The sequence below is a fragment of the Micromonospora sp. AMSO31t genome, from assembly GCF_008868175.1.
Lineage (GTDB): Bacteria > Actinomycetota > Actinomycetes > Mycobacteriales > Micromonosporaceae > Micromonospora.
In genome coordinates this window covers 1-15,873 of the sequence record NZ_WBKT01000134.1, presented here as the reverse complement: position 1 = coordinate 15,873, position 15,873 = coordinate 1, and the positions used below count along the sequence as shown (strand labels likewise).

Sequence of the window (15,873 nt, the reverse complement as noted above, 5' to 3'; positions counted from 1 at the left end):
TGAGCGATGGGGAGCGGAGCACGTCCGAGGAGCCGTGGCCGGTCCGGGTGGTCAGCCAGAAGGTCGGGGCCTGGATCGCCCGGCTGGGGTGGGTGTGGGTCGACGGGCAGATCGCGCAGATCAGCCGGCGGCCGGGGGCGAGCACCGTCTTCCTGACGCTGCGTGACCCGTCGGCCGATCTCAGCCTGACCGTCACCACCAACCGCGACGTGCTCGACGCGGGCGCACCCGAGCTGAGCGAGGGCGCCCGGGTGGTGCTGCACGCCAAGCCGGAGTTCTACGCCGCCCGGGGCACGCTGAGCCTGCGCGCCGACGAGATCCGGCAGGTCGGGCTGGGCGAGCTGCTGGCCCGGCTGGAGAAGCTCAAGAAGCTGCTGGCCGCCGAGGGGCTGTTCGACCGGGCCCGCAAGCGCCGGCCGCCGTTCCTGCCCGGCCGGATCGGGCTGATCACCGGCCGCGCCTCGGCCGCCGAGCGGGACGTGCTGACGAACGCCCGCCGCCGCTGGCCGGCCGTGGAGTTCCGCACCATCAATGTGGCCGTGCAGGGGCCGAGCGCGGTGCCCGACATCGTGGGCGCGCTCAAGGTGCTCGACGCCGACCCGACGGTCGATGTGATCATCATCGCCCGGGGCGGCGGCGGCATCGAGGACCTGCTGCCCTTTTCCGACGAGGCGCTCTGCCGGGCGGTCTTCGCGTGCCGCACGCCGGTGGTCAGCGCGATCGGCCACGAGACCGACACGCCGCTGCTCGACTACGTCGCCGACGTGCGCGCCTCCACGCCCACCGACGCGGCCAAGCGCATCGTGCCCGACCTGGCCGAGGAGGTCCGCCTCATCGGCCAGGCCCGGTCCCGGCTGGAGCGGGCGGTGCGCAACCTGGTCGACCGGGAGCAGCACCGGCTCGACCTGCTGCGCTCCCGGCCGGTGCTGGCCCGCCCGCAGGTGATGGTCGACCAGCGGGCCACCGACGTCACCGCGCTGCGCGACCGGGCCGGCCGCTGCCTGGACCACCGGCTCGGCGCCGCCGGCGACGACCTGCGGCACACCCTGGCGCGGCTGCGCGCCCTCTCCCCCGCGGCCACCCTCGACCGGGGCTACGCCATCGTCCAGCGCGGCGACGGGCACGTGGTGCGCGCCGCGTCCGAGGTGGCCAAGGGCGACCCGCTGCGGGTACGCCTGGCCGAGGGCGAGCTGACCGCCACCGTGGACGGCTGATGGAATGGGACCCGATGACTGACACGACGAAGGACGAGCGGCTCAGCTACGAGCAGGCCCGGGCCGAGCTGGCCTCGGTGGTCGAGCGGCTGGAGGCGGGCGGCACCTCGCTGGAGGAGTCGCTGGCGCTCTGGGAGCGCGGCGAGGATCTCGCCGGGATCTGCCAGCGCTGGCTGGACGGCGCCCGGGCCCGCATCGACGCCGCCCGGCAGCGCGCGGAGGACTGAGCGGCGGGACGGCCGGAGCCGTCCCGCCGGCACGCTCAGTTGAACAGGTTGTACAGCTCGGGCGGCGCCTCGGCGACCTGGTCCGCCGGGGGCTTCTGCGCGGCGGCGGCGTTGCCGTAGTCGGTGTAGGTGATCTTCACGTCCTGAGCGGCGCTCTGCCCGGCGGCCGGGATCTTCAGCACCAGCTCGCTGAGCCGGCCCTGCGGGTCGACCTGCGCGGTGAACGGCACCGACTGCGCCTGCGCGCCGAGCGTCGTGATCACGGCCGGGTCGAGCGAGCCCGCCTCGGCCGCCTTCGACACGTCGACGGTGCCGGCGTACGTGCCGTCGCCGGTCTTCCGGACCTCGGTGATGCCCTGGGTGAGCACCGCGCTGCCGGCCGGGTCGATCTTGTCGAAGTCGAAGCCGAGCGCCCGGTTGCCCTTGATCCGGGTCTGGTCGAGGTGCTGGTACTTGCCGAGGTTGAGGTTCTTGAGCCCGGGCACGCTGGCGGCGGCCTTGCCGCCCAGCTCCAGCTTCACCCAGCTGTCCGGCTTGTAGTGGACCAGGTCCAGCTTCATCATGAGGTCCGACGACGGGTCGCCGATCGTCATCCGCATCTCGGCGCTCTGGCTGGGCTCGTGCACCTGCCCTTCGGCGGTGGAGCCGGCGCCGGACATGGTGAACCGGAAGTTCCCGTCGCGGATCGCGTTGGTGGAGTCGAGCAGGGCCTGCTTGGCCTCGCCGGCGGGCGCGCCGCTCGGCGCGATGCTGCCGGAGGCGGCCGGGGTCGCGGAGGCACCCGCGCCGGCGGTCCCGGTGTCGTTGCACGCGGCCAGGCCGGGGATGAGCAGCGCCGCGGCGAACGCGGTGGCGCTGAAGCGTCGAATCGTCACGTCAACCTCTCCAGGTGGGTCGTCCGGCCCACGGAGGTGCCGGAGTCGGGGCGCCGCAGCCCGGACGCCGGCTCCGGCGCACGAGCCCGGTCCGGCCGGTGTGGTCGGCTCCGGCGGGCTCGTGCCCCCTTCTGTTCCCTGAAGCGGTGTTCCGCAATCCCTGTCCGGTGGGCGAGAACGACCTTCCCCCGGCGGCGGGGCGGGTCAGCGCAGCGCGGTCACGAGTTCGCGCAGCTCCGCCTCGCCGGCGTCGCCGACCACGAGCACGGTGCGGTTCGGCTCGAGCAGGACGAGGGCCTGCTCGTTGCCCCGGGCGGTGTACCGCTGCCAGCTCGCGCCGCCGGGCAGGTCGGCCGGGCCCTGCGGCTGGCCGCCGCTCAGCTCGGCCGGCAGCAGCTTCTCCGCCGGCAGGTTGCTCTCCACCAGCTGCGCGCCCCGGCCCTCTGGGGTCACGTAGCCGATGCGCAGCGTCCCGCCGCGGGAGTCGGTCTGGTAGCGGGCGCTGACCGTACGCCAGTCGGAGCCCAACCCGCGGGGCTCGGCGACCGGGAAGGCGTTGGCGGCGCGGGCCTGCTCGAAGACGGGCGCGGCGTCGACGGTGACCGGCGCGTCCCCGCCGAGGAAGCCCCGGTAGAAGGCGAGCAGCAGGGCGATCGGGACCAGCAGCACCAGCAGCGACAGCGCCATGTCCTTCGGCGACCGCTCGGACCGGGCCTTCTCCTTCCGGGCGGGCGGCGCGGGCTGCTCCCCGGCGTCGGCCGGCGGCGCGGGCCCGGTCGACTCGACCAGGGCCGGTTCCCCGGCCGGCGGGGTGGCCTCGGCGGTCGGCCGCACCGGCGGCTGGCCGTCCGGCGGGGTGGCGTCGGTCGGTACGCGGTCGGCAGGCTGTGCGGGTTCCACCCGGCCATTCTCGCAGCCGCCCGGATGACGTGATCCTGGCCTCCTCCGCCCCGCTCCGGCGTCGAACCTGAGATCGTGTGAGGATCAGCGACAAAACCGGCGGCGGCGACGGCCGCATCCCGCCGGTCCACCCCGCAACGTCGCGAGGAGGAAGCCGTCATGACAACCACCAGGACGCGGACGCCCCAGGATCTCGACCGTAACCTCGCCCTCGACCTGGTCCGGGTGACCGAGGCCGCGGCCATGGCCGCCGGCCGCTGGGTCGGCCGGGGCGACAAGGAGGGCGGCGACGGAGCCGCCGTCGACGCCATGCGCAAGCTCATCAACTCGATCCCGATGCGCGGTGTCGTGGTGATCGGCGAGGGCGAGAAGGACAACGCCCCGATGCTCTTCAACGGCGAGGAGGTCGGCGACGGGACCGGTCCCGAGGTGGACGTGGCGGTCGACCCGATCGACGGCACCACGCTGATGAGCAAGGGCATGCCGAACGCGCTGGCCGTGCTCGCGGTGGCCGAGCGGGGCGCCATGTTCGACCCGAGCGCCGTCTTCTACATGGAGAAGCTCGCCGTCGGCCCGATGTACGCCGACGTGGTCGACATCAACGCCGGCGTGGCGGAGAACATCCGCCGGATCGCCAAGGTCAAGGGCACCGACCCCGCCGAGGTGACGGTCTGCGTGCTGGACCGGTCGCGCCACGACGACCTGGTGAAGCAGATCCGGCGGACCGGGGCGGGCATCCGGTTCATCTCCGACGGCGACATCGCCGGCGCCATCGCGGCGGCCCGGGGCGAGTCCGACGTCGACGTGCTAATGGGCATCGGCGGCACCCCGGAGGGCATCACGGCGGCCTGCGCGCTGAAGTGCATGGGCGGCATGATGCAGGCCAAGCTCTGGCCCAAGGACGCCGAGGAGCGGGAGAAGGCGCTGGCCGCCGGGCACGACCTGGACCGGGTGCTCTTCACCGACGACCTGGTCACCGGCGACAACTGCTTCTTCGTGGCCACCGGTGTCACGTCCGGGGACCTGCTGCGCGGCGTGCGCTACCGGGCCGGCGGGGCGTACACCCAGTCGATCGTGATGCGCTCCAAGAGCGGCACGATCCGGGTGATCGACTCCTACCACCGGCTGGAGAAGCTGGCCCTCTACTCGGCGGTCGACTTCGACGGGCGTCCCCTGGCCGAGCAGGAGTGACCGCGACCGGGACGGCGGCGCCCCCGACGCTGTCGACCACGCGGCGGGTGGCCGGCACCGGGCTGGCCACCGCCTCGGGGGTCGCGGTGGCCGTCCAGTCCCGGATCAACGGCGAACTCGGTGTACGGCTGGCCGACGGGATCGCCGCCGCGGTGGTCTCGTTCGGCCTGGGCCTGCTGGTGCTGCTCGTGCTGGTCCCCGCCACCCCCGGTGGCCGGCGGGGACTCGCCGCGCTGCGGGCCGCGCTCCGGGACGGCTCGCTGCGCCCGTGGCAGTGCCTGGGCGGGGTCTGCGGCGCCTTCCTGGTCGCCACCCAGGGCCTGACCATCGGCACGCTCGGCGTGGCGGTGTTCACGGTCGCCGTGGTGGCCGGGCAGTCCGGCAGCAGCCTGCTCGTCGACCGGGCCGGGATCGGCCCCACCGGGCGGCAGGCGGTCACCCCGAACCGGCTGGTCGGCGCGGTGCTCACCGTGCTGGCCGTGCTGCTGGCGGTGGGCGACCGGCTCGGCGATCCGGGTGCCCTGGCGCTGGCCCTGCTGCCGCTGGCCGCCGGGGTGGGCATCGCCTGGCAGCAGGCGGTGAACGGCCGGGTCCGGGGGGCCACCGGCAGCGCCCTGACCGCCACGCTTGTCAACTTCACCGTCGGCACGGTGGCGCTGCTCGCCACCTTCGCCGTGGAGGTGGCGGTCCGGGGCCGCCCGGCCGGCGGTTTCCCGACCGAGCCGTGGCTCTACCTGGGCGGCCCCATCGGCATCGTGTTCATCGCGCTGGCCGCCGCCATCGTCCGGTTCACCGGTGTGCTGCTGCTCGGCCTGGCCACCATCGCCGGGCAGGTCGTCGGCGCCGTCATGCTGGACCTGCTGCTGCCCACCGCCGCCTCGCACCCCACGCCGACCACCCTGCTGGGGGCGGCGCTGACCCTGGTCGCGGTGCTGGTCGCCGCGGTCGGGCCGCCCCCGCGGCGGGTCAGGCCCGCAGCGCCGCCACCGTCTCCTTGACCGCCCGGTCCAGCGGCGTCGCCTCGACGCCGAGGGTGGCGGTGGCGGCGGTCGAGTCCAGCACGTACGGCCGCCGGAACTGGTAGGCGGTCTCCCGCAACTCCCGCGCCATCGGGTTGGCCAGCCCGCCGAGCCAGAGCACCGGGTACGGCATCCGGGTCAGTCGCGGCGCGGGCGCCCCGACCAGGGCCGCCGCGCGGGTGGCCAGGTCCCGCATCGACACGGCGGGCGGGCTGGGCACGTGCCAGGCCCGCCCCCAGGCCCGCTCGTCGGTCGCAGCGGCGACCAGGGTGCGGGCGACGTCGGGAATGTACGTCCAGGTGTGTGGGGCGTCCCAGTCGACCGGTAGGAACACCCGCTGCCCGGCGAGCATCCGGGGCAGCACCATCATGGCCAGCGAGGTGCCGCCGGCGCCGAGGTAGTCGGAGCCGCGTACCTCGGTGATCCGGGCCCGGCCGGCCCGGTGCGCGGCCAGCGCGTCGGCCCACATCCGGTTGCGGACCTGTCCCTTGGTGCCGGCCGAGGCGAGCGGGGTCGCCTCGGTCATCGGGGCGTCGACCGGGCCGTACCCGTAGAGGTTGCCGACGGTGGCGAGCACCGCGCCGGTCCGCCCGGCGGCGGTGAGCAGCGCCGCGGCCAGCGGAGGCCAGTCCAGCGGCCAGCGGTGGTACGCCGGGTTGGCGCAGTTGTGCAGGGCGACCGCGCCCTCGGTCAGGGCGGTCAGCCGGTCGGCGTCGGCGGCGTCGGCGGCGATGCGCTCGATCGTGGGGTGCGTGGGCCCGGTGCCCCGGCGGGTCACCACCCGCACCCGGTCGCCGCGCTCGGCGAGGAGTCGGGCCGTGGCGGTGCCGACGGGGCCGGCGCCGACGATCACGTGCAGGGCCATGAGGGCCACCCTTCGAAGCAGGAATCCAATACGAGAGCACCGCTCTCGCGACAGAGCATGGCCGACGTCGCACCCGTTCGTCAAGAGCGGTGCTCTCTCTTTTGATTGGCGCTCTCATCCGTGGCAGAGTGGAGGCATGGTCGCTCACTCGCTCCGCGCCCGGGTCCGCGCCGGAATGATCGACGAGATCAAGGCGGTCGCCCGCCGCCACCTGGCCACCGACGGCGCGAACCTGTCGCTCCGCGCGGTCGCCCGGGACATGGGCATGGTCTCCTCGGCGATCTACCGCTACTTCCCCAGCCGCGACGACCTGCTCACCGCGCTGATCCTGGAGGCGTACGAGGCACTGGGCGACGCGGTGGAGGCGGCCGACGCCGCCGCCGACCAGGCCGACCTGCGCGGGCGCTGGCACGCCGCCTGCCGGGCCGCCCGGGCCTGGGCGCTGGCCAACCCCGCCGAGTACGCCCTGCTCTACGGCAGCCCCGTCCCTGGCTACGCGGCGCCGGAGGACACCGTGGCGCCGGCCCAGCGCCCCCCGGCGACCCTGGTCGGCATCCTTCGCGACGGGGTGGCCGCCGGCCGGATCGACCCGTCCGGCGAGGAGCTGGCCGAGCCGCTGCGGTCCGACGTGGCCGAGCTGGCGGCGTTGCTCCCCGTGGACCTGCCGCCCGCGCTGCTGGCCCGGGGCATGGCCGGCTGGACCCAGCTCTTCGGGTTGATCAGCTTCGAGCTGTTCGGCCGGATCAACAAGACGCTGCCGCACCGCGACGAGTACTTCGACCACCAGATCGGGCTGATGGCCGACCTGATCGGGCTGCCCACCGCCTGAGCCGGGGCGGCCGCCGGTCAGGTGCCGTCGGAGGAGTGGCCGGGGAAGAGGTGCGCGCTCGGGTCGATGACGACCGCCGCGTTGTTGATGGCCGTCGCCGCCTCGCCGAAGCCGGTGGCGATCAGCCGCACCTTGCCCGGGTAGTCGGTGATGTCGCCGGCGGCGAAGACCCGGGGCAGGTTGGTGGCCATGGCGCTGTCGACCACGATGTGCCGCCGGTCCAGGTTCAGCCCCCACTCGGCGAGCGGGCCCAGGTCGGCGGTGAAGCCGAGCGCGGCCACCACGGTGTCCACCGGCAGGGTCTCCACCGCGCCGCCGCGTACGGTCAGCTCGGCGCCGGTGACCCGGTCCTCCCCGTGCAGCCGGCTCACCTCGGCGTTGACCACCACCCGCACCGGCAGCGCCCGCACCCGGTCGACGGTCGAGGCGTGCGCGCGGAACCGGTCCCGCCGGTGCACCAGGGTCACCGAGCGGGCGATCGGGGCCAGCGTCACGGCCCAGTCGAACGCCGAGTCGCCGCCGCCCACGATGAGCACGTCCCGCCCGGTCAGCTCGGTCGGCTGCGGTACGAAGTAGACGATCCCGGCGCCCACGAAGCTGTCCGCCACCGGCAGCGGCCGGGGCGTGAAGCTGCCCAGCCCACCGGTGATGAGCACCGCGCCGCAGTGCAGCTGGTCGCCGCCGGCCAGCCCGAGCACCGGCCGCCCGTCCAGGTACGACAGCTTCTCCGCGCGGACCCCGAGCAGGTACTCCGGGCGGAAGGGCGCGGCCTGGGCGACCAGGTTGGCGACCAGCTCCCGCCCCTTGATGGCGGGGAACCCGGCGACGTCGAGGATGAGCTTCTCCGGGTACATGGCGGTGACCTGGCCGCCCGGCTCGGGCAGCGCGTCGATCACGGCCACGGAGAGCCCGCGGAACCCGGCGTAGTAGGCGGCGAACAGCCCTGCGGGGCCCGCCCCGATCACGGCGACATCGACCTCGCGCATGGCGTACCGTCACTTTCGCCAGGGGATCAACGCGTGCTGATCCCGACGGTAGGCGGGGCGGTGGCCGCGGGCAAGCACGTCCCGCCGGCGGGTGGACGTGCCGTCAGGGCAGCGTGACCGGCGGTGACCCGAGGGAGTCCCGCGTCCCGCCCTCCACCCGGCGGCGGAACAGCACGGCCGCGACGACCCCGCCGAGCAGCCCGAACAGGTGCCCCTGCCAGGAGATGCGCTCGTCGGTGGGCAGGATGCCGAGCAGCTGCCAGCCGTAGAGCAGGCCGACGAGGAGCACCACGGCGAAGTTCCACCAGCTCCGCTCGACGATGCCGCGGGTGAGCAGGATGCCGAGGTAGCCGAAGATGACCCCGCTCGCGCCGACCACCACCGAGTTGGGCGAGCCGGTGAACCACACCCCCAGGCCGCTGACCAGGATGATCACCAGCGTGGACCAGAGGAACCGGCGGGTGCCGGCGGCCAGCACGAAGGTGCCGAGCAGGATCAGCGGGATGCTGTTGCTGTAGAGGTGGTTCCAGCCGGCGTGCAGGAACGGCGAGAAGAACACGCCGTCGAGGCCCTGGATGCGGTGCGGGATGATGCCGGCGGTCACGTCGAGGTCGGCGCGCAGGCCGACGTCGACGGCCTCGATGAGGAACAGCACCGGCACGACCGCGCACATGGCGACGAAGGCCCGGCCGAGCGAGGCGTAGAACGCCTCGGTGCCGAACCGGTGGGGGTCGCCGCCCGCGGGGCCGTCGTGCCAGGTCACCCGTCAAGTGCTATCAGCAATCGGGGCGCACCGCCACTCGGGAGTGCCACGACGACGGCGGGGCGTGCGAATATCCGCACGCCCCGCCGTCGATGTCCGATCAGTACCAGCCGGAGCTCTGCGAGTGCTGCCAGGCGCCGCACGGGTCGTCGTACCGGCCCTCGATGTAGCCGAGACCCCACTTGATCTGGGTGGCCGGGTTGGTCTTCCAGTCGTCCGCCACCGAGCCCATCTTGCTGCCCGGCAGGGCCTGCGGGATGCCGTACGCGCCGGACCCCTCGTTGTAGGCCTTGTGGTTCCAGCCGCTCTCCTTGGTCCAGAGCTTGTCCAGACAGGGGAACTGGTCCATGCCGAAGCCCTCGTCGAGCATGATCGCGCAACCGACCTTGCGGTTGCCGCTGAACTCCTCGCAGGAGGCCGGGATCGGCCCGTCGTACGGCTTGGCCGCCGCCTTCTCCGCGGCCTCCCGCTCCTTCTTGCGGGACGCGGCCGCCGCCTCGGCCTCCTTGGCCCGCTCGGCGGCCTCCTTGGCCGCCGCCGCGGCGCGCAGCTTCGCCTGGTACTCGGCGGCCCGCTGCTTGGCCGACACCAGGCGGTGGTCGGCCTGACGGTCGCGCTGGTACGCGTACTCCGTCCGGTCGACCTCCAGGCCGACCTGCGCGGTCAGGCCCTGTTGCTGGGTCTGTCGGTCTTCGCCCAGATAGAAGCCGCCGGCAACGCCCACGGAGAGCAGTGCGACAGCGGCCGTGCGGGCGCCGAACCGGCTCCACAGCCGACTCACGAAGTGTCCCTTCGTCGGGGGCAAGGACACGGCGCGACGCGTGGCCCTGGAGCGGCCGCGCCGGCGCCGTGAGCGCCCCGACCCTCGCGGTCGCAGCCGACGCACCGGTGCTCGCGGCTCCTCCGCCATGCCGTGGCGAACGATGCTCAACGATCTTGGTGGTGCTGAGGCGCTCGTTGGACACCATTGCGCACAGTGAGGCCGATGGGAAACCAAGGGCACGGATTGTGATCTGCGCCACAAGGCGAAGGCGGTCAAACCCGGGCAAAGAACCGCCTCAGAGCGGAATGTCCTCCAGCAGATCGGTGACCATCGCGGCGATGGGAGAACGCTCCGAACGGCTGAGAGTGACGTGCGCGAAGAGGTGATGACCCTTCAGCGCCTCGATCACCGCGGTCACCCCGTCGTGCCGGCCGACCCGGAGATTGTCCCGCTGGGCCACGTCGTGGGTCAGCACCACCCGCGACCCCTGCCCGATGCGGGACAGCACGGTGAGCAGGACGCCGCGCTCCAGCGACTGCGCCTCGTCGACGATGACGAAGGCGTCGTGCAGGCTCCGGCCGCGGATGTGGGTGAGCGGCAGGACCTCCAGCAGCCCCCGCGAGGTGACCTCCTCCAGCACGTTCTCGTGCACCACCGCGCCGAGCGTGTCGAAGACGGCCTGCGCCCAGGGCGACATCTTCTCCGACTCCGAGCCGGGCAGGTAGCCCAACTCCTGGCCGCCGACCGCGTACAGCGGGCGGAACACGACCACCTTCTTGTGCCGCCGGCGCTCCATCACCGCCTCAAGGCCGGCGCAGAGGGCCAGCGCGGACTTGCCGGTGCCGGCCCGGCCGCCGAGCGAGACGATGCCGATCGACTCGTCCAGCAGCAGGTCGAGCGCCACCCGCTGCTCCGCCGAGCGACCGTGCACGCCGAACGCCTCACGGTCGCCCCGCACCAGCCGGACGGTCTTGTCCGGCAGCACCCGGCCGAGCGCCGAGCCCCGCGCCGAGTGCAGCACCAGGCCGGTGTGGCAGGGCAGGCCGGCCGCGGCGTCGAGGTCGAGCGTCTCGCCCGCGTACAGCCGGCCGATCTCCTCCTCGGCCAGCTCCAGCTCGGCCATGCCGGTCCAGGTCGGGTCGCTGGCCTGGCCGTGCCGGTACTCGTCGGCCCGCAGGCCGACCGAGGCCGCCTTCACCCGCAGCGGCATGTCCTTGCTGACGAGCGTGACCTCCCGCCCCTCGGCGGCCAGGTTGAGCGCCACGGAGAGGATCCGGGCGTCGTTCGACTCGTTCCGGAACCCGGGCGGCAGCACCCCGTCGTCGGTGTGGTTCAGCTCCACCCGGAGGGTGCCGCCCTGGTCGTTGGCGGGCACCGGCCGGTCCAGCCGGCCGTGCCGCACCCGCAGCTCGTCCAGCATGCGCAGCGACTGCCGGGCGAACCAGCCCAGCTCGGGGTGGTGGCGCTTGCCCTCCAGTTCGGAGATCACCACCAGCGGCAGCACCACCTCGTGCTCGGCGAAGCGGTGGAACGCCGCCGGGTCGGAAAGGAGGACCGAGGTGTCGAGGACGAAGGCCGGGCCGGCTGGTCGGGGCTCCTCGGCGCCGGCGGGCGCGGCGGCAGCGCGGCGGCTGCGGGTAGTCCGGCGGGTCGTGGCGGTCGCGGCCGGGGTCTGGTCGGCACCGGCGGGGGTACGGCGAGTGGTCACAGGCCTGCTCCGCGGATGGGCACCCGGCCACCCGAGTTCCGCCTCTTCCGGTGCCCGGTGGGACACGGGGTCGGATGCGGGCCCCGTGCGCGAGGTCGCAGGTCCGGGCTGTCCGGCCGGCCCGGGAAAACCCCGTGCCATGCCTAGACGCTAATGGCCGCGGGCCCGGTCGGCTAGTGGTGCGAGTGGATCACCCGTACGGGGGACGGGCGGCGCGGCGGAACCGGCCGGGATGCATGCCCCCTGCGCGCATCCCGGCCGGCGGAGCCGCCGTCACCGGTCTGACCGCGGCTCCGGCGGTGCGCGTCCGCCGCGGACGGCACACCGCGCCTGGGAGGGCCTCAGCCCTGCCGCCGGACCAGCGTCCCGGTCCGCGGCCCACCGCCCGCCGCGCCGAAGGAGGAGCCGGTGTACGTGGTGCCCTGCCGGGTGGCCAGGCCGCCGAGCTGGGCGGTGGCGGCGGCGGTGGCCCGCAGCGCCGGGCCGGTGGCGGTGCGCGCGGTGACCGCGGCGGGGACGGCGGTGCCGGCGAACGGCGCGGTACGCCCGGCCTGGGAGGTCACCACGGTCGGGGCCGGGCCGGCGAGGGCCGAGGCGATCGCGGCCTGGGCGTCGCGGCGGCGCCGGTTCCAGGCGCCCCGGTCGCCGTCGAAGTAGCCCTGGCGGTAGCCGAACCGGTAGCCGATCCGGTAGCTGAGCTGGCCGTGCAGCCGGCCGGCGGCGTAGCAGGTCGAGCCGAGCACGAGGACCAGCACGACGGCGAGAAAGGGGCTCATCGCTCGTCCGCCCCGGGCAGCGGGTCGACGACCAGCAGCCGCTCCAGGTCCGCGGTGCTGACCTCCTCGACCAGTTCGACGCTGATCCGGCAGCCGTCGACGATCACCTCGGCCACCGAGGCCCGGCGGATCTCGCCGCCGGCCTCGTAGACCCGGACGCTCAGCTCGGGACAGCCGAGGTGGGTCCGCCAGGCGTCCCACTCGTCGCGGTCCCCGACACTGAGGGAGAGGTAGCGGCAGCCCCGGGCCAGGTAGAGGCGCCAGGGGGCGCTCAGGCCGGCGGTCACCCCTTCCGCGATCAGGCCGAAGGCCTGCGCACGGGTCGCGAGCTCGGTCACGAGACCCCCTCGACACCCGCGGAGTGACGCATGTGAGCACTCGTCGTCTCATGCACGTGACACACCGTAAGTTGTCTCATGAGCGTGACAGTATCAGCTTTTCGTCTGTTTGCCGCCGTACTGGCGTCCATCTATTCTGCCCGGGTGACACCCCTCAGAAAGAGTTCTGGATCGTTTACCGGGAACGGTGGATCATCGTCACGTCGGCGTGACAGCAGCGTGCCGGGCGGTGCCGTGGAGACCGACTGGCCGTACCGTCACGGGGTGACCGAGACCGCGAACGCACGGAAGATCGCCTTCGCCACCTTCGTCCGCCGCGCGCTGGAGGACGCGCGCGCCATGCGGGCCTGGAGCGGCACCGAGGTCTCCCGGCGCACCGGCGTCTCCCGCCAGACCATCAACCGCTGGGTCCGCGGCGACTGGGCCAGCGACCCCGAGGCCGAGCGGGTGGTCGCCTTCTGCGAAGGGCTGGGGCTCAACCCGGCGGCCGCGTTCGTCGCCCTCGGCTGGGACCGCGCAGCCGCCCCCCGCGCCACCCCGACCCCGCCGCCCATGGACCCCGACGTCGAGGCGCTGCTGCGCCGACTCGTCGACCCGGACGTCTCCGACGCGGAGAAGTTCCACATTCGAGAAACCATTCGTTACCTCGCTTATCGCCCAACTCTTCCGGTCGATGTCCGAAATAGAGGTAAACAAGCCGGGTAGTTCCTCAGATGGCGAAAGAACGGAAGGCCGGGCCCGATCATTTCGCCTCGGGCCGGATCGGACACGCTAGCGTCCACGTTTGTACTGCTAAGGGCTCGTCGTCGGCGGGGGGACGGGACACAGCCGAACCCAGCCCTGCGGGACAGAAGGAGGGGTCTGTCCATGACCCTGAAATGGTTGGCAGTCGTGGTCGCGGTGGTGTCGGTGACATCGTGCGTGACCGGCAACGTGGTGGTCGGCGTACTGGACGGCGGGCAGCTTCCCCTGGTCGTCAACCTCTTCGCGCTCATCACGGCCGGCACCGCGGTGGTCCTCGCCGTCGTCGCCGAACTGCACGACCGGCTCAACGACCGGGTCAGCGCGCTCACCGAGTTCCTGGTGGCGCGGCTCAACGAGATCGAGGCGCACACCGGCGACCGGAACACCGGCTTCGTGGAGGGCTACCTGCTGAGCCACGGGCAGGAAGCGGCCGTGGTGCCGTTCGGGCGCCGGGGACGGGGAGCCGCCGAACGCTGATCATCCCCGTCTTCCGGACGTCACATCTCGGCCACGAATACGCCGCCGTGACCGGGGTACGCTGTCGCGCGTGCCGCCGTTGAATCTGGGCAACCAGCAGCCGAAAACCCCGTTGGACGCCGCGCACGCGTGGCGCGCCACCGCCGCCCGCGCGGGCGACGTGGTGCTCTTCTTCGACTTCGACGGCACCCTCGCCCCGGTCGACGACGACCCCACGGCCGTCCAGCCCGCGCCGAAGGTGCTCGCCGCGCTGGAAGCCCTCGCCTCGCGGGTCGGCCGGATCGCCATCGTCTCCGCGCGACCGGTGGAATTCCTCCGCGACCACCTCGGCGGCCTCGCCGGCATCGACCTCTACGGCCTCTACGGCCTGGAGCACAGCCACTCCGGCGGCGAGACCGTCACCGAGCCGGCCGCCCTGCCCTGGGTGCCCACCATGGCCGAGCTGGCCGAGCGGGCCCGCGCCGAACTGCCGCCCGGAGCCCTGGTGGAGTTCAAGCGGCTCTCCGTCGCGCTGCACTGGCGCACCGCGCCGCAGCTCGGCGGTCTCGTGCAGGAGTGGGGCCGGGCCCAGGCCGAGCGGCTGGGCCTGCGCTGCCAGGCCGGGCGCATGGTGCTGGAGCTGAAGCCCCCGGTCGACCGGGACAAAGGCATGGTCATCGGCGAGGCGGTGCGGGACGCCGGCGGTGCCTGGTACTTCGGCGACGACGTCTCCGACATCAAGGCCTTCGCGGCGCTGCGCGCCCGGGCCGCCGCCGACCCGCGGTTCATCGGCGTCTGCGTCGCGGTGGCGAACCCGGAGACCGGTCACGAGGTCGCCGACGCCGCCGACCTCACCCTGGACTCCCCCGCCGCCCTCGGCGACTTCCTCACCGAGGCGCTCTCCCACCTGCGCTGAGCCGCGCCCTGCGCCCTCAGGCGCCGTAGCGGCGCTGCCGGGTGGCGTAGGAGCGGAGCGCCCGGAGGAAGTCGACGCGGCGGAAGTCGGGCCAGTTGAGTTCGCAGAAGTAGAACTCGGAGTGCGCGCTCTGCCAGAGCATGAAGCCGGAGAGCCGCTGCTCGCCGCTGGTCCGGATGATCAGATCCGGGTCCGGCAGGCCCTTGGTGTAGAGGTGCTCGGAGATGTGGTCGACATCGATCGAGTTGGCCAGCTCCTCCACCGTGCCGCCGGTCGCCGCGTGCTCCAGCAGCAGCGAGCGCACCGCGTCGGCGATCTCCCGCCGGCCGCCGTAGCCGACCGCGATGTTGACCTGCGCGCCGCCGCTGCGGTGCCGGGTGCGCTCCTCGGCCGCCTTGAGCGCGGCGGCGTGCTGCGCGGGCAGCACGTCGAGGGCACCGACCATCCGCAGCCGCCAGGGGTTGCCCTCCTCGGCCAGCTCGGTGGTGAGGTCCTCGATGATCTGGAGCAGCGGGTCCAGCTCGGCGGCCGGCCGGGAGAGGTTGTCGGTGGAGAGCAGCCAGAGCGTGACGTGCCCGACACCGGCCGCGTCGCACCAGCGCAGCAGCTCCTTGATCCGCTCGGCGCCCATCCGGTGGCCGTCGTTCGGGTCGACGAAGCCCATCTCCCGGGCCCATCTGCGGTTGCCGTCGCACATCACGCCGACGTGCCGGGGCACCGGCTTGCCCGCGAGCTTCGCGGTGAGCCGGCGCTCGTACACGGAGTAGAGGAGTTTCCGCAGAGTCATCACCTTGCAGGGTAGCGACCCGCGCGGACGTTCAGTGTCTCGGTGGCTCATGGGCGCCGGGGAAGGCCCGCGCCGATCCTGGCGAGGGTGCGCACGTCGAGACGTCCGTCACCCAGCCCCAGCTCGACCACGGTCCGGTAGACCCGCTCGTCGCGGCGGGCGGCGCGCACCGCCGCGTCCACCACCCACCGCCGCCGGGCCAGCCAGGCCGCCGCCGAGCTGTGCCGCAGGTGGGTGCCGAGCCGGCGGCGCAGCGCGTCGGCGTACCGGCGGGCCGCCGCGCCCGGGACGTCGGCCGCGGCGGCGCCGGCCAGGGCCCCGGAGCGCAGCGCGTAGAAGATGCCCTCGCCGGTGAACGGGTTGATCAGCGAGAGCGCGTCGCCGGCCAGCACCACCCGGCCCCGCTTGACGTGCCCGATCAGCAGGAGGAAGCCCAGCGACCGCAGCATGGCCCAGCCGGTGCGGACGGCCAGCCCGAACTCCTGCTCCGGGGCGTACCAGTAGTTGAGCAGTTCG

The 15,873-nt window shown here is 73.6% G+C and carries 18 protein-coding genes and 1 pseudogene; 8 read left to right on the top strand and 11 right to left on the bottom strand.

The window, feature by feature from the left end; all coding sequences use genetic code 11:
* Together xseA and F8274_RS23785 are read left to right on the top strand one after the other, a co-directional pair.
* Positions 1-1,214, top strand: a 1,214-nt coding sequence (gene xseA, locus F8274_RS23790; protein ID WP_192579956.1) for an exodeoxyribonuclease VII large subunit, incomplete at its 5' end; no start/stop codon positions are given.
* Positions 1,215-1,228: 14 nt separating this feature from the next.
* The gene (locus F8274_RS23785; protein WP_151464591.1) at positions 1,229-1,441 is read left to right on the top strand and encodes an exodeoxyribonuclease VII small subunit; all 213 of its coding nucleotides are present in this window, start codon (positions 1,229-1,231) and stop codon (positions 1,439-1,441) included.
* A 35-nt stretch (positions 1,442-1,476) separates the two neighbouring features.
* Here F8274_RS23785 and F8274_RS23780 read toward each other — a convergent pair whose 3' ends face one another.
* Entirely contained in the window at positions 1,477-2,316 is an 840-nt protein-coding gene (locus F8274_RS23780; RefSeq protein ID WP_151464590.1) for a hypothetical protein, read from the bottom strand.
* Positions 2,317-2,520: 204 nt separating this feature from the next.
* Positions 2,521-3,216 (bottom strand): DUF4245 domain-containing protein, encoded by a 696-nt coding sequence (locus tag F8274_RS23775; protein ID WP_151464589.1) that lies wholly within the window; start codon positions 3,214-3,216, stop codon positions 2,521-2,523.
* 159 nt (positions 3,217-3,375) lie between these two features.
* Between F8274_RS23775 and glpX the strand changes: the two genes are divergently transcribed.
* A complete protein-coding gene (glpX, locus tag F8274_RS23770; protein WP_091313972.1) occupies positions 3,376-4,407 on the top strand; it encodes a class II fructose-bisphosphatase in 1,032 nt (343 codons plus the stop codon).
* On the top strand, positions 4,404-5,405 hold the full coding sequence (locus F8274_RS23765; protein WP_151464588.1) for a DMT family transporter: 1,002 nt from the start codon (positions 4,404-4,406) through the stop codon (positions 5,403-5,405). Before glpX ends, F8274_RS23765 begins: the two co-directional genes overlap by 4 nt.
* Here the strand turns inward: F8274_RS23765 and F8274_RS23760 are convergent.
* Positions 5,374-6,291, bottom strand: coding sequence for an NAD-dependent epimerase/dehydratase family protein (locus F8274_RS23760; protein WP_151464587.1), 918 nt, complete (start codon positions 6,289-6,291; stop codon positions 5,374-5,376). The genes F8274_RS23765 and F8274_RS23760 overlap by 32 nt on opposite strands.
* A gap of 136 nt (positions 6,292-6,427) precedes the next feature.
* Here F8274_RS23760 and F8274_RS23755 point away from each other — a divergent pair, with 136 nt between their 5' ends.
* Entirely contained in the window at positions 6,428-7,120 is a 693-nt protein-coding gene (locus F8274_RS23755) for a TetR/AcrR family transcriptional regulator (protein ID WP_151464586.1), read from the top strand.
* Between the two features lie 17 nt (positions 7,121-7,137).
* Here F8274_RS23755 and F8274_RS23750 read toward each other — a convergent pair whose 3' ends face one another.
* From F8274_RS23750 to F8274_RS23725, 6 genes are all read right to left on the bottom strand, one after another.
* On the bottom strand, positions 7,138-8,106 hold the full coding sequence (locus F8274_RS23750; RefSeq protein ID WP_151464585.1) for an NAD(P)/FAD-dependent oxidoreductase: 969 nt from the start codon (positions 8,104-8,106) through the stop codon (positions 7,138-7,140).
* Between the two features lie 103 nt (positions 8,107-8,209).
* Positions 8,210-8,869: a rhomboid family intramembrane serine protease gene (locus tag F8274_RS23745; RefSeq protein WP_151464584.1), complete on the bottom strand. Its 660-nt coding sequence runs from the start codon at positions 8,867-8,869 to the stop codon at positions 8,210-8,212.
* A gap of 100 nt (positions 8,870-8,969) precedes the next feature.
* Positions 8,970-9,650, bottom strand: coding sequence for a lytic transglycosylase domain-containing protein (locus F8274_RS23740; RefSeq protein WP_192579955.1), 681 nt, complete (start codon positions 9,648-9,650; stop codon positions 8,970-8,972).
* A 277-nt stretch (positions 9,651-9,927) separates the two neighbouring features.
* Positions 9,928-11,340, bottom strand: coding sequence for a PhoH family protein (locus F8274_RS23735; protein WP_151464582.1), 1,413 nt, complete (start codon positions 11,338-11,340; stop codon positions 9,928-9,930).
* Positions 11,341-11,681: 341 nt separating this feature from the next.
* Entirely contained in the window at positions 11,682-12,116 is a 435-nt protein-coding gene (locus F8274_RS23730) for a hypothetical protein (protein WP_151464581.1), read from the bottom strand.
* Positions 12,113-12,454 carry a hypothetical protein gene (locus tag F8274_RS23725; protein ID WP_091260344.1) on the bottom strand — a complete coding sequence of 114 codons (342 nt, stop codon included), beginning with the start codon at positions 12,452-12,454 and terminating at the stop codon, positions 12,113-12,115. Before F8274_RS23725 ends, F8274_RS23730 begins: the two co-directional genes overlap by 4 nt.
* Positions 12,455-12,718: 264 nt before the next feature.
* Here F8274_RS23725 and F8274_RS23720 point away from each other — a divergent pair, with 264 nt between their 5' ends.
* The 3 genes from F8274_RS23720 to otsB all read left to right on the top strand — a co-directional run bounded on the left by F8274_RS23720 (position 12,719) and on the right by otsB (position 14,570).
* Positions 12,719-13,159, top strand: a complete 441-nt coding sequence (locus F8274_RS23720) for a helix-turn-helix transcriptional regulator (RefSeq protein ID WP_151464580.1) — start codon at positions 12,719-12,721, stop codon at positions 13,157-13,159.
* Positions 13,160-13,321: 162 nt separating this feature from the next.
* Positions 13,322-13,675, top strand: coding sequence for a hypothetical protein (locus tag F8274_RS23715; protein ID WP_091314007.1), 354 nt, complete (start codon positions 13,322-13,324; stop codon positions 13,673-13,675).
* Between the two features lie 70 nt (positions 13,676-13,745).
* Positions 13,746-14,570: a trehalose-phosphatase gene (gene otsB, locus F8274_RS23710; RefSeq protein ID WP_151464579.1), complete on the top strand. Its 825-nt coding sequence runs from the start codon at positions 13,746-13,748 to the stop codon at positions 14,568-14,570.
* A gap of 16 nt (positions 14,571-14,586) precedes the next feature.
* On the opposite strand, the gene F8274_RS23705 is transcribed toward otsB, so the two are convergent.
* Positions 14,587-15,357, bottom strand: coding sequence for an isoprenyl transferase (locus F8274_RS23705; RefSeq protein WP_151464578.1), 771 nt, complete (start codon positions 15,355-15,357; stop codon positions 14,587-14,589).
* 47 nt (positions 15,358-15,404) lie between these two features.
* Positions 15,405-15,873, bottom strand: a pseudogene (locus F8274_RS23700) (hypothetical protein); the annotation flags it as partial.